Source organism: Mycobacterium sp. M23085 (assembly GCF_045343915.1).
In the GTDB taxonomy this organism is placed as follows: domain Bacteria; phylum Actinomycetota; class Actinomycetes; order Mycobacteriales; family Mycobacteriaceae; genus Mycobacterium.
Genome location: NZ_CP174280.1, coordinates 541,855 through 555,077 on the forward strand (window position 1 = coordinate 541,855; position 13,223 = coordinate 555,077).

Below are 13,223 nucleotides of genomic sequence, written 5' to 3' on the forward strand. Positions count from 1 at the left end.
TCGAGAAGCGGGTGGGTCAGAGTTCGACTTCGTACACGGAGACGGGGTCCAGGATCACGCCGGTTTCCTCGACGTAGCGATCCCACAGCGCCAGCAGCTCGGCCAGCTTGTCGGACCGCGATGCGGCCAGGTCGTCGATCTCACCGGGATCGGATGCCAGATCGTAGAGCTGCCAGCGGCCCGGGCCGTACGGTGCCGGCAGGTACAGCGCCTTCCAGTCACCCTGGCGGATGGCACGGCGGCCGAACAACTCCCACCCGGTGCCGGTGTCGGCGTCGTGCACCGTCTCGGCGGCGCCGGTGAGGTAATCGACCAGTGAGCGACCGCGCATCGCGGCCACCTCGCGGCCGCGGTAGGACGTGCCCGGATGCGTGGTTCCGGCCAGCTCCAGCAGGGTCGGCGCGACGTCCATCACGGTGCTGAACGCGGTGCCGATCTGCTGTTGTCGGGCGAAGCCAGGCCAGGTGACGAAGCCCGTCACGCGGATCCCGCCCTGCGTGGTGAAAGCCTTGTGTAGCCGCGACGGCGCGGTGGCCGCCTGCGCCCAGCGGGGGCCGTACCAGATGAACGACGTGGGCCGGCCCAGGTTGTCCAGGCTGTTGTCGCAGTGCTTTTCGATCTGCGCGGCGATCTGCGGACCGCGCAGCGGCATCGCCTCCACGATGGCGCCCTCGGCGCCGTTGTCGGACAGGAAGACGACGACGGTGTTGTCGAGTTCCCCACTGGCCGAAAGGTAGTCGATAACCCGGCCGACGTTGTAGTCCATCCGGTCGACCATCCCGGCGTAGACCTCCATGCTGCGGGCCGAGTGTGCGCGTTGCTCGTCGGTCATGTCCGCCCACTCCGGCGCGCCGTCGGCCACCACCGGGTGTGCGACGACATCCGACGGGCACAGACCGAGCCGCTTGAGGGCGGCCAGTCGCTCCTCACGCAGCGCGTCCGGCCCGGCGTCGTAGCGGCCCCGGTATTTCGCGACCGATTCATCGGGCGCCTGCAGAGGCCAGTGCGGAGCCTGGAAGGGCAGGTAGGCGAAGAAGGGCCGGTCGTCGTCGGGGGCGCGCTCATCCAGATACCGCAACAGCGTGTCGGTATAGGAGTCCGACGAATAGAAGTCGTCGCCGACGGTGACGAATTGATCGTCCTCAGTGTAAAGCGTTGGCACGGGCGAGAACCCGCGCGCAGCCGAGCCGCCGTAGTGACTGGCCCCGGCTGGCAGCAGGGCGAACGAACGCTCGAAACCGCGTGCCCACGGCGAGGTCTCGATCGTCGCGCCGAGGTGCCACTTGCCCGACATCAGCGTCAGATACCCCGCGTCGCGCAACAATTCCGGCAGCGCCACGACCCGGTCGTTCAGATACCCCTCATATCCGGGCGCGCCGCGGAACTCCGGCGACGCCACCTCGAGCATGGTGCCGATGCCGGCGATGTGGTGGTCGGTCCCGGTCAACAGCATCGCCCGGGTCGGTGAGCAGGCCGGCGCCGAGTGGAAGTCGGTGAGCCGGATCCCGGCGTGGGCCAGCCGATCGAGATTGGGCGTCTCGATCTCGCCGCCGAATGCGCCGATGTCGGAAAAGCCGAGGTCGTCTGCCACGATCACCAGGAAGTTGGGGCGCGTCACGCTCAAGCATCCTGCCAGGTGCGTCGCCGTGCGGAATGCTGCCGCACCGGCTCGGCGCCGATATTGTCGAGGCAGGCAGTACCGGGATGCACCGCGGCGGAAGAGCGAAAGGGCATGGAGATGTTGGCGCAGTTTGGAATGTCCGTTCCGCTGGTGGCGGCCCCGATGTCGGGCGGCCCGACCACCCCTGCCATGGTGTCGGCGGCCACCCGTGCGGGCGCCCTGGGCTTGCTCGCGGCCGGATACAAGACCGTCGAAGCCGTCGAGGCGGAGATCAAAGCCGTTCGCGCCGAGGGTATTCCATTCGGCGTCAACGTGTTCGCGCCCAATCCGGTGCCGGTCGATCCACAGCGCTACCGCGACTACGCGGCGATCGTTCAGGCCGAGGCCGACCAGTTCGGCCTGACGCTGCCACCGGAGCCCATCGAGGACGACGACAGATTCGACGAGAAGATCGCGCTGTTGCTCGACGACCCGGTTCCAATGGTGTCGTTCACCTTCGGCATTCCGTCTCGCGACGTGATCGCCGCGTTGCGACGGGCCGACAGCGTTGTGGTGCAGACGGTCACCACGGCCGACGAGGCGGCGCAGGCGCACGACGCCGGCGTCGACATGCTCGTCGTGCAGGCCGCCGCCGCCGGCGGCCATTCCGGCACCCTCTCGCCGCTGCGGCCGTTGACGCCGGTCCCGATCGTCGACCTGGTGAAGGAAGTCGTCGCGAAGGTGCCGTTGCCGGTGCTGGCCACCGGCGGGCTGGCCACCCCCGCCGCGGTGGCCGAGGTGATCCGCGCGGGCGCGACCGCGGCCGCCGTGGGCACCGTGCTGCTGCGCGCCACCGAAAGCGGCGCGTCGGCCACTCATCAGGCGGCCCTGGCCGATCCCGCTTACACCGAGACGGTGCTGACCCGCGCCTTCACCGGCCGCCCGGCCCGCGGCCTGCGCAACGCGTTCATCGACGCCCACGAAGCAGAGGCACCGGCCGGTTATCCCGCGATTCATTACCTGACCAGCCCACTGCGCAAGGCCGCCGCGGCGGCGGGCAGGCCGGACTATGTCCACCTGTGGGCGGGCACCGGATACCGGCACGCGACCGCGGAGCCCGCGGTCGACATCCTGCGCCGGTTGGCATCCGACCTGTGATCGCTGGTCAGTATTCGAAGCGGTTGAGTACGTCGTAGTGGCGACCGGCGTCAGCCAGGTCAGCTTGTAGATCAACCGCACCGCGGCCGACGGGATGCGCTGGTAGTCGGTCAGCACGGGTGTCTGCTCGAGGAACCGCAGCCGGGGATTCCGGGTGGCGATCTCGCGCACGTCCCGGATGCCCCACTTGATGATTCCTCTGGTGAAGAGCTTAGACAGCAGCGGTGCCAGCGCCGAGAGCGTGTCGAAATGCATTTCGCCGCCGGTGAATCGGTTGGTCAGGCGCCGCAGCAGCCGCCGGACGTCGTCCTCGGGCAGGTACATCAGCAGGCCCTCGGCAATGATCAGCGTCGGGTGTCCGGTGGGGACTTGGTCGAGCCACTGTGGTTCGGTGACCGACGAGCCGATCATCCGGTAGTGGTCGGTGTCGTCGTAGAGCCGGCGGCGGAGCCCGATCACGCTCGGCTGATCGATGTCGAACCACACCGTCGACGGCGGTGGGCCTAGCCGCAAGAAGCGGCCGTCGAGGCCGCAACCCAGGTGCAGCACAATGGCATTCGGATGTCGGTTGAGGAAGTCGGCGCACCAGTCGTCGAGCTGCCTGGCCCGCAGCGCGACCAGGTATTGGTTGGCCGCGGGCCAGGACATCCGATGGATCCGCTTGAAGTCGTAGTCGATGCGGTTCACCGCGTCGGCGGCGGCCCTGTCCCCCAGAATGGGCTGTTCCATTCGGCTTTCATGCGCTCGCAGGTACAGCGTGACGAGGTTGGTCCACTCCACCGAGCCCCAACGCACGGAACTGAAGTCCACCTTGTCCGTAGTGGTCACGACCATTTCCTCATCCGATGTTCGGTCCGCATCCCTATCAACGCGATAGCGGCGCGCGGCCCGGTCAGAACGCCTCGGGGTCCCGTTGCACCGCCGCCGGCACTGGATGCCGGTATAGCCGAGACGCGTTCTCCCAGCTCAATTTCCGGATGACATCGGCGGGCAGATCGCCGATCTGCTCGTGAATGGTTCGTTGCGTGTGCGGCCATGTCGAGTCGCAGTGCGGGTAGTCGGCTTCCAGCATGATGTTGTCGACGCCGATCCGGTCACGCTGTACGAATGAGGATTTGTCCTCGACCGCGCAGAACCAGAAGTTGCGGGTCAGCACCTCCGCCGGAGTCAGGGGCTCACCGAGCGCCTGCCAGGTGCCGTACATCGCGTGATAACTCAGCATGTGGTCGAGGCGGTCGAGCAGCCCCGCCACCCAACCGATTCCGCCTTCGGACAGGCAGATCTTGAGGTCGGGAAACCGGCTGGGCAATCCGGAGTACAGCCAGTCGACCGCGGCGGAGATGGCGTAGGCGAAAAACAGCACGCCCTGCACGTCCGGTGGCGCGTCTGCGGTGGTGGCCGGCGACGACCCCGACGATCCGATGTGCAGGTTCACCACCGTGCCGGTCTCGGCGCAGGCCGCCATCAGCGGATCCCAGTGGTCGGTGTGAATGCTGGGCAGCCCGAGCATCGCAGGGTTCTCGCTGAAGGCCACGGCGTGAAACCCGCGCTCGGCGTTCTCATAGATCATCTTCGCGCCGAGCTCGGGATCGAGCAGCCAGGGCAGTTGGCAGGGAATGATCCGGTCGGGATACGACCCCGCCCAGACGTCGAGATGCCAGTCGTTCCAGGCCCGCACCGAGGCCAGCGCCAGGTCGCGGTCGCTGGTCACCTGCTGCAGGCGTTGACCGGCGAAGCCCGGCAGAAACGACGGGAAGTTCAGCGAGGCGTAGATGCCGTTGAGGTCCATGTCCTTGACACGTGCGTGGATATCCCATGCGCCCCTGCGCATTTCATCGAATCGGACGGGCTCGAAGCCGTACTCCGCAACCGGCCGTCCGACCACCGCGTTGAAGCCCACGTTGGGCAGTTCTTTGCCGTCGTAGACCCATGTCTGCCCTCCGCTGTCGGTCTCGACGACTTTGGGCGCGCGGTCGGCGAACTTGCGTGGCAGGCGGCCGGTGAAGGTGTCCGGGGGTTCGACGATGTGATCGTCCACCGAGATCACCGTGTAACGGCGCGGGGCCCGCGGCGGATCCGGCAGAAAGGTGACCGAGCGCTGGGCGCCGGTCTTGGCCGTGGTGAAGTTCAGGTCGGTGGCCAGCTCGTCGATCGATTTCACTCGTCAATCTCCTTGCGGGGCGGCATATTGCGTGTGCAATGACGGCCTTCGGTGTGCAGTGGTGGCGACGACTGTCGGCGTGTCGCCGCCGTAGCCGCACACTCGACGGCGGCGATCAAGTGAGCACATCGGGATCGGCCTTGATGGTCATGCGCGCCGCCCCGGCCCAGTACACGTCGGCCGCCCGTTCGATCAGCGACCGTTGCATGCCGGCCATGTCCGACCAGTTCATGGCCACCGGATCCCTGCCGGTGAGCATGACGTCGTAGGCCAGCCTGCAGACCCGTTCGATGGATGCCGCGCGGTAGACCGCTTCGGGCAGGTTGCGTCCGGTCGCGATGACGCCGTGGTTGGCCAGGATCGTCAGATTGGCGCCGCCGATCCGGGCGGCGAGTTCCGCGGCGCGCGCGGGGCTGTCGATCTCGCCGTCGTAGGTCTCGACCAGGCACAGGTCATCCAGGAAGAGCGAACCGGTCTGGTGCACCAGCTCGGGCAGTCGGCCCAAGGCGGCAAGCACACAGGCGTAGTACGGATGGTTGTGGACCACCACTCGGGCGTCATCGCGCACCCGGTGCAGCTCGGTGTGGATGTGGATGGCCGGGGTGACGTCCCACCGCCCGCTGACCACGCGCGCGTCGGCGTCGACCACGCAGATGTCGGACGCGGTGATCTCCTGCCACCACAGCCCCCACGGGTTGACGAACATGTCGGTCCGGCCGTCGGGCTGCCAGGTGATATGCCCGGCCATGTTCTCGGCGAACCCGATGCCGGCCAGGTGACGGAAGGCGATGGCCAGCGCCTGCTCGCTGGAGAGGTCGACGCCGACGGGGGGAACCACCGACGGCGCCCAGACTTCCAACCCGCCGCGCCGTGCCTCAGGAGCGTTCATCACCGGCCTCCATTCTGGCTCCAATATCCTCGCGCAACCGTCCTTTGGCTATCTTTCCGCCGGATGATCGGGGCAGCTCATCGACAATGATGAGCCGCTCGGGCAGCAGTTCCTTGGAAACCCCCAACGTCAGCAGGTGTTCGACGAGCCCGGGCAGGTCCACGGTGGCGGAGTCGGTGAGTTCGGCGTAGACGCAGACTTTTTCGCCGAACACCGGATCGGGCATGGCGACCGCCGCCGCTATCCCGACGGCGGGATGCGTCATGACGGCGTCTTCGACCTGGCTTGCGCTGATGTTCTTGCCGCCGCGCAGGATGAAATCGGAGGTACGGCCGGTGACGCGCAGGTAGCCGTCGGCGTCGATTTCACAGATGTCGCCCATGCGCATCCACCCGTCGCGGGTGAACAGCTTGTCGTGGTCGGTGCCGCCGAGGTACCCCAGGCTGGTCGCCGGACCCCGGCACGCGGGCTGGCCGCGCCCCGTCTCGGTGATGTCGCGATCTCCGTCGAACAGCCGCACCGACATTTCGGGGACGAGACGCCCGGCGGTGCGCAGCCGATGCTCGCGCGAGTCGTCGATGGTGGTCGCGCTGAGCATCCCGGTCTCGTTGGAGCCGTAGAACTGCAGGATTTTCGCACCGGTGAGATCCTCGAATTCGGCCGCGGGCCGATACGGCAAAGCCTCCCCGCCGGTGTACACGACGCGCAGTGAACTGAGATCGTGGCCGCGGCTGGCAGGGTTCGCCATCAGCATGGTCAATTGGGTGCTGACGCAACACAATACGGTGACCTGATGCCGGGCGATCGCCTCGCAGGTGGCTTCGGTGCTGAACCGGTCCAGAATCACCGCGGTGGCGCCGAGGTAGATCGGGGTGGTGTGGCTGGTCCACAGCCCGAACCCGAACGGGGTGGGAATGACCGGCAGAAACACCTCGTCGCGGGTCAGCGCCCCGTTGGCGACGGCTTTCTGGTGGAAGTAATGCCAGCGGTTCTGGGTGTGCACGACGCATTTGGGCAGCCCGGTGGTCCCGGACGTCGAGTTGATCAGGAACACGTCGTCCGGACCGAGTTCGGAGCCGGCCGCCAGCGCCTTGGGCGCGGCGTCGACGTCGAGCTGTAGCGTCCCGTCATCGTGACTCAGCACCAACCCGGGCACCCGCAGTTCGCCGGCCACCTGCGCGGCGGCCCGGGCCCGGGGCCGGTCGCTGATCAGGATTTTGGGCTGGGCGCTGCGCAGGATCGCCGACGCCTCGCGGGTGCCGGCGCGCGCGCCGATGCCGACCACCACCGCCCCACAGCGCTCCACCGCCACGAACAGCACATGTATGGCGGCGGAGTCGCCGTGCCATACCGCCACCCGGTCGCCGCGGGCGACGCCGACACCGGCGAGTGTCTCTGCTAAACGAGTTGCGGCACGGTCGAATTCATGCCAACTTAAGGCGGGTCCACCGTAGTCCAGATAGGCGGGACGGGCCGGCGTCAGTTCGGCGTTGCGGCGCACCGCGTCCGATAGCGTCGAATCGCACCACCAGCCGGCGGCACGAAACCGTGCCGAGTCCTCGTCGGTGAATGCCGGCGAGCCCACGGTTTGCAGCCCACCGGCGCTCATCACCAAATGATAGGAAAGCCGCCCGTGGTTTCGGCGCTAGGGATTCGGCGGGGCGGGCGGCGCGGGTTGCGGCGCGGCCGCGCTGCCCGGCGGCGGGGTGTGCGGTGGGTGGCAATTTCGAGTGCAACCACAGTTGAGGCCGATAATGCAGCCGCCTCCGCCGGCGGGTTGGACCGGCAAGGCGCCGCCGGGGGTCGACGGTGACGGAGGCACGGTAGACACGTCCGACGACGATGCGGACGTCATCGCCACCGTCATCGACAGTGCGTCTCCGACCGCGAAGACAAGCGCGGCCGCGCAGATGCACCACGCCGCAGTTGCCTTGGCTCGTCGACTCCCCACCACGCCCACTGCAGCTGGTTGCCGTGAGACGCGCAGGACCTGCCCAGGGCTCCCGACCAATTCCACGGCCTCACGCAGCCGATCGTTTGCGACCCCGCAAGTTTTACGCATCGCCACAGTTGAGTCTCTTGGTTCCCAAGCCGGTTAGGGGTCGACTGCGCGGGGCGGGGCAGGAGCGGACGGGGGCGGGGGAGGTGACGGATTGCCGATATTGCTTGGCACCTGGGGATGCGGTGGAGTGCAGTTTCGAGTGCAGCCGCAGTTGACGCCGATAAAGCAGATATCCGGATGGGCCGTTGTGGCACCGGTCGTGGCGGTCACCGGCGCTATGCCGCCGAAAGTCAAGATAAGCGCGGCCGAGCAGGCGGACCATGCCGCCGCCACCCCGCATTGTCGCGTTCCCACGACTCACCACTGTAGCCGCCGCACCGGGCACATGCGGCAGGCGAAGCGCGCGCCACGGATCCTTCGAGGTCGTCCGGCACGCTTGACTCGCTCGAACCCGCCTTGGCGCGGAGCGCTAAATGGTTGAGATCGATAGCGGCACAAGAGTTTTACGGCCTCCTGGGGCGCACCCGGGCGCCCGGAACACTGCACCTCGCCGTGGCGACGCGGAAATGTTAACACCGGTGAAAAGCAAGGTTTTCGTGCTGTTAGCAGCCGCGTGGCCCCTTTGCTCCTGGTTTTTCGTTATTTCCCGCTCAGCCGCACCGGTGTGCCATTGGGGCGGGTCCTCTAGTGGGGCGACAAGGTGCGCCAGCTCGCGCCGTCGTGATGCGGCAGGCCAGGTCAGCCGGGTTCGACGGACTAGCGGACGGCCCGGTTCATCGTCTCACGACGCGCACGGCGTAGATCGCGGCGCTGACCCCGAACATCGCTGCGGTCAACAGGAGCCAGCGCCCGAGGAAAGGACCCTGCGTTTGACCGGTCGCGGCCTCGTACGTGGGAGCGCCCTGCTCGATGATGCCGGGAAGGAACACCAGCAGCGTCAGGCCCGCGCCCAGTGCCGGCACCCGCACGTGGTTGACCACCGGTACGCGCTGCACCGAGGGACGAACACTGCCGCGTGACAGCAGCCGGTCGGCCAACGCGTAGACCGGGAACAACACCAGGTCGTGCGCGACGATGGCCGCGGCGAACCACACGATGATCGACTGCCACCACACGTGTGGGTTCCACAGGGTGATCGGTTTGATGGTGGCCACCACGTAGGCCAGGAGCGCGAATCCGGCGACCAGGGTCAGCAAATGCAATGGGCTCGACCCGTAGAGCCTGCCGAAAAGCGTTCGGGCGCTATGCATTTGCGGCCGCCCGAAAGGCAATCGACTCCACCCACTTGGTGTTGTGCACCCCGGGCAGCGCCGGCACGATGATGCGCGCCGGGAAGCCGTGATCCGGCGACAGGTCAGTGCCGTTGACACGCAACGCCAGCAGCGCATCGGGGTGCAGCACCTGGCTGCCCTGCAAGGTCGCCTGTCCGAACGCGCCGGAGCGCTCCAACGACGACACGTGCGCCGATTCCGGCACGGGCACGCCGGCCAATCGAGCCAGGTCGCCCAGACGCACGCCGGTCCAGGTCTGAGTGGTCGACCAGCCCTCCACGCAGGCGATCGGCAGCACCGCAGTGTGCAAAGGCATTGCCAGCAGCGCCGCACGGTCCACAGTCACCTGGTGGGCGCCACCGCTGAGAGTGAGCCGCCAGCGTGCACCCGTGTTCTCGGCGGAAATCCCGGCCGCCGCCGCGGTCCGGTTGACCTCGAAGTCGTTGGGCCCGTCACCGCGGCTGCGGCCCCGCGGCAACAGCAGTGCGGCCGGGCGCGTGTGGCCGCCCAGCGTCTGCCCCGCGGTGATGATGGCCATGAACAGCGCGCCGCCGCCAACCAACGCCAGGGCCCCTCGGCGGCTGATCGTCGCAGGGCTCGGGTCGGCGGCGACCAGCCCGTCCGGCTCCCAGCGCTCCGTGGCGGTGTCGGCCAATCCGGTGCGCAGCACGTCGCGCAGCGACAGCGAGCGCAGACCGGCCCACATGCGCCGGCTCTTGATCGCGACGTGCATGACGAAGCCGGTGATGAACACCCACGCGCCGAAGTAGTGCGCGGTGTAGAAGCTGAAGCCGAAGATGTAGTCGTACTGGATGTTCAGCACGCCGGTCACGATCTCGAACAGGATCCCGCCGACCAGCATCAGCAGCGAAACCCGTTCCAGCAGTTGGGCGATCGACCGCGCCGGCGGAAACACGAAGAGCCGGGGCAGCACCGACCACAGCTTGGCCAGCACCACGGGAATGAGCACCAGCCCTAGCCCGACATGAAGCCCCTGGGTCAGCCGGTAGAGCCATGACGGATCGGTGGGCCAGTCGAAGGTGGGTAGCTTCAGCCAGCCGACGTCGCCGGGGATGGCTTGGCCGAACCGCGGCCCGTAGGCGATGTAGGAGAGCAGGCCGGTGAGGATGACGATCGGCAGCGTCACCAACAGCACCGAGCCGAATACCGACGTCAGCCAGGGTCCGCGCAGCGGACTGCGCCACAGCCGGGCGAAACGGTCGGTCGGTTCGATGTCAGCCGTGGCGCGCCTGCCGGTCGTCCGCGTTGGCTTCATTCGCCCCCCGCAATCAGCGACCCTGTCTGTGTCATCAGTGATCATTCACGACCGGGCGGCGACCGTGGTTCAAATCCAGCGCTTGCTTTGCGAACCCTGGCCCTGCACGGTGGGGCGAATCGTGATGTCGCCGATCTCGACGTCGGCCGGTTGCTCGATGGTGGGGCCCGTCATTGCGCTCCCGGACCCGGCCCAAACCCCTTTGCGGGTAACGCTACTCAGGGCCGGACAGCGCTCCACCCGTCGGTGGCGCGATACGGAATCCGCTTAGCAACCACCCACGGCCGGCGCGAAGTGGGCGCGCCGTCAGTCTTGGCCGCGCGGTGGCGGCTGCACCTCAACACCACCGGAGTCGTGTTCGGGACCGGCCGCGGGGTGTTCGGCGGGAACCCGGTCACGGAACCGATCTCCCTCGCTGGGACGTCCCGGGTCGGGCCGATGGACGTTGCCGTGGTAAGGACCGGGCTTTGGCCGCGGCTTTCCACCCGGGAACGCCAGCCGGAAGATGCTGCGGTGCACCATGAACCACTGCTTGCCGAACCGGCCGGAGTTGTACGGCAATTCGTAACGCTCGCAGATCTCCTTGACCTGGGGCGCGATCTCGGAGTATCGGCTGCTCGGCATGTCCGGGTAGAGGTGGTGTTCGACCTGATAACCGAGATTGCCGCTGATGATGTGGAACAGCGGACTGCCGTCGATGTTCGCGGCGCCGAGCAACTGGCGTACGTACCAACCGCCGCGCGTTTCGTTCTCGGTCTCCTCTTGGGTGAACGTGTAGGTCTGGTCCGGGAAGTGGCCACAGAAGATGATCGCGTGCGCCCACACGTTGCGGATCACGTTGGCAATCGCATCGGCGGCCAGCGTGCGCAGGTAGGTACTTTCGACGCCGGGTGCGACTTTGTCGAGGAAGTTCGCGGCGGCGCCGATGCGACCACCGCTGGACACCTTGCGCAGCCTCCTGCCCAACCGTGACTTGGCCGGCTGCTCGAGCCTGCCGCGCAGGGCCAGTTGGGTGAGCGCGAACGCCCCGGCGCTGATCGCCGGCCAGCCGAGGTAGTCCTTGTAGATCTGCGCGCGCGCCTTGACACCGATGCCGCGCAGGTCCTTGCGCACCTCCGACCACGGCTTCTCGCGCTTGCGGATGGCTTCGATGTCCATGTCGTGGACGGCAACCCCCCACTCGAACAGCAGCGTGAGCAGGAGGTTGTAGATCGGCTGGAACAGGAAGCGGGGCTCCCATTTCTGGTTGGGGTCGATCCGCATGATCTCGTAGCCGAGATCCTTGTCCTTGCCGAGGATGTTGGTGAAGGTGTGGTGGATGTAGTTGTGGGAGTGCTTCCACGACTCGGCGGTCGACGCCGTGTCCCAATCCCACACCGAGGAGTGGATGTCGGGATCGTTCATCCAATCCCATTGACCGTGCATGACATTGTGGCCGATCTCCATGTTCTCCAAGATCTTGGCCATGGACAGGCAGGCGGTGCCCAACAGCCACGCCGTCTTCGAGCGCGATGCCAGCAACAGCACCCGGCCGGCCACCACGATCTGTCGCTGTGCCGAGATGACGTTCTTGATGTAACGACGGTCCCGGTCGCCCAGGTCGGCGAACACCTCGTCGTGGATGGCGTCGAATTCCTTCGCGAGCTTTTCCAGTTCTTGTTCCCCAAAGCGGGAAAGCGGTGTCTCCCCAGCCCTTTTGACGGCAGTTGTCACGAGCCGCTCCTTTCGATCACAGTTCGAGTTCGACGTCGCCTTCGGCGGTGTTGATGCAGATCCGCACGTCTTGCTCCGTCGGCTCGATCACGTCACCCGAGCGCAGGTCGCGCAGCTTGCCCGATTTCAGCGTGCCTACACAGGTGTGGCAGATGCCGATCCGGCAGCCGAACGCGAGGTTGAGACCGGCCTTCTCCCCCGCCTCGAGTATTGATGTGCCGCCGTCACATTCGACTTTCTTGTCGCTGTCGAGGAAGCAGACCGTGCCCCCCTCGCCGGCGTTGGCGTCGCCGCCGATCTTGGGTTGGAACCGCTCGAAGTGCAGGCGCTCGCAATCCCCGTGTTGTTCCCAGTGCTCGATCAGAGCGTCGAGCATCTCGCCCGGACCCGAACAGAACGCCTCGCGCTCCCGCCAGTCCGGGCACACCTCATCGAGGTCCTCGGGTGTCAGCCGCCCCCGCTCGGAGGTGAGGCGCAGATCCAGTCGCATTCCCTCGTGGCGTTCGTTGAGCTCTTCCAGGGCGGGCAGGAACATGGCCTGCTCGCGGGTCCGCGCGGAATGAATGACCACCGCGTCGCGCAGTTCGTCGCGATGGTCCAGGTCGCGCAGCATGCTGATGATCGGCGTGATGCCACTCCCGGCGCTGATGAACAGCATCTTGTCCGGCACCGGCTCGGGCAGCGTGAAAACGCCTTCGATTTCGCCCAGCCGCACCAGATCCCCCGGCTGGATCTTGTGCACCAGATACGGCGAAACGACGCCGCCGTCGACCCGCTTCGGCGTGACGCTGATCAGCCCGTCTTCGGGCCTGGGGTCCGAAGTGAGCGAGTAGGCGCGCCAGTGGTAGACACCGTCGATCACCACGCCGAGGCGTACGTACTGGCCGGGCTTGTGGCCGGGCCACTCGTAACCCGGGCGAATCAGAACGCTGGCCGCTTCCGAGCCCTGCGCCTCGATCGCTTCGACCTTCCCGCGCAACTCCTTGGTGGTCCACAACGGGTTGATCATCTCGAGGTAGTCATCGGGCTGGAGCGGGCTGAACAGCCGCCGCACGGCGCGCAGGAACCACCGACGCCCCCGGGGGACTCGGGGCTCAGCGCCGCGTTCAGCCATGTCGCTAGAGTACACAACTGTGCACCCACTTTAAACGCA

The 13,223-nt window shown here is 67.1% G+C and carries 9 protein-coding genes and 1 pseudogene; 1 reads left to right on the forward strand and 9 read right to left on the reverse strand.

Annotation, left to right across the window (positions count from 1 at the left end; translation table 11 throughout):
• Positions 1-16 precede the first annotated feature (16 nt).
• The gene (locus ACIUM1_RS02325) at positions 17-1,618 is read right to left on the reverse strand and encodes an arylsulfatase (protein WP_406815691.1); all 1,602 of its coding nucleotides are present in this window, start codon (positions 1,616-1,618) and stop codon (positions 17-19) included.
• 120 nt (positions 1,619-1,738) lie between these two features.
• Between ACIUM1_RS02325 and ACIUM1_RS02330 the strand changes: the two genes are divergently transcribed.
• The gene (locus tag ACIUM1_RS02330; protein ID WP_406815692.1) at positions 1,739-2,758 is read left to right on the forward strand and encodes an NAD(P)H-dependent flavin oxidoreductase; all 1,020 of its coding nucleotides are present in this window, start codon (positions 1,739-1,741) and stop codon (positions 2,756-2,758) included.
• A gap of 7 nt (positions 2,759-2,765) precedes the next feature.
• Here the strand turns inward: ACIUM1_RS02330 and ACIUM1_RS02335 are convergent.
• From ACIUM1_RS02335 to ACIUM1_RS02370, 8 genes and pseudogenes are all read right to left on the reverse strand, one after another.
• Positions 2,766-3,586 (reverse strand): annotated as a pseudogene (locus tag ACIUM1_RS02335) (class I SAM-dependent methyltransferase).
• A 64-nt stretch (positions 3,587-3,650) separates the two neighbouring features.
• Positions 3,651-4,919 carry an amidohydrolase family protein gene (locus tag ACIUM1_RS02340; RefSeq protein WP_406815693.1) on the reverse strand — a complete coding sequence of 423 codons (1,269 nt, stop codon included), beginning with the start codon at positions 4,917-4,919 and terminating at the stop codon, positions 3,651-3,653.
• A 115-nt stretch (positions 4,920-5,034) separates the two neighbouring features.
• Positions 5,035-5,808, reverse strand: a complete 774-nt coding sequence (locus ACIUM1_RS02345) for a class II aldolase/adducin family protein (protein WP_406815694.1) — start codon at positions 5,806-5,808, stop codon at positions 5,035-5,037.
• Positions 5,795-7,417 (reverse strand): class I adenylate-forming enzyme family protein, encoded by a 1,623-nt coding sequence (locus tag ACIUM1_RS02350; RefSeq protein ID WP_406815695.1) that lies wholly within the window; start codon positions 7,415-7,417, stop codon positions 5,795-5,797. Before ACIUM1_RS02350 ends, ACIUM1_RS02345 begins: the two co-directional genes overlap by 14 nt.
• Before the next feature lie 1,166 nt (positions 7,418-8,583).
• The gene (locus ACIUM1_RS02355; RefSeq protein ID WP_406815696.1) at positions 8,584-9,060 is read right to left on the reverse strand and encodes a hypothetical protein; all 477 of its coding nucleotides are present in this window, start codon (positions 9,058-9,060) and stop codon (positions 8,584-8,586) included.
• A complete protein-coding gene (locus tag ACIUM1_RS02360) occupies positions 9,053-10,357 on the reverse strand; it encodes a molybdopterin-dependent oxidoreductase (RefSeq protein WP_406815697.1) in 1,305 nt (434 codons plus the stop codon). Before ACIUM1_RS02360 ends, ACIUM1_RS02355 begins: the two co-directional genes overlap by 8 nt.
• Positions 10,358-10,663: 306 nt before the next feature.
• Positions 10,664-12,070, reverse strand: a complete 1,407-nt coding sequence (locus ACIUM1_RS02365; RefSeq protein ID WP_406815698.1) for a fatty acid desaturase family protein — start codon at positions 12,068-12,070, stop codon at positions 10,664-10,666.
• Positions 12,071-12,086: 16 nt separating this feature from the next.
• Positions 12,087-13,184: a ferredoxin reductase gene (locus ACIUM1_RS02370; protein ID WP_406815699.1), complete on the reverse strand. Its 1,098-nt coding sequence runs from the start codon at positions 13,182-13,184 to the stop codon at positions 12,087-12,089.
• Positions 13,185-13,223: the final 39 nt, after the last annotated feature.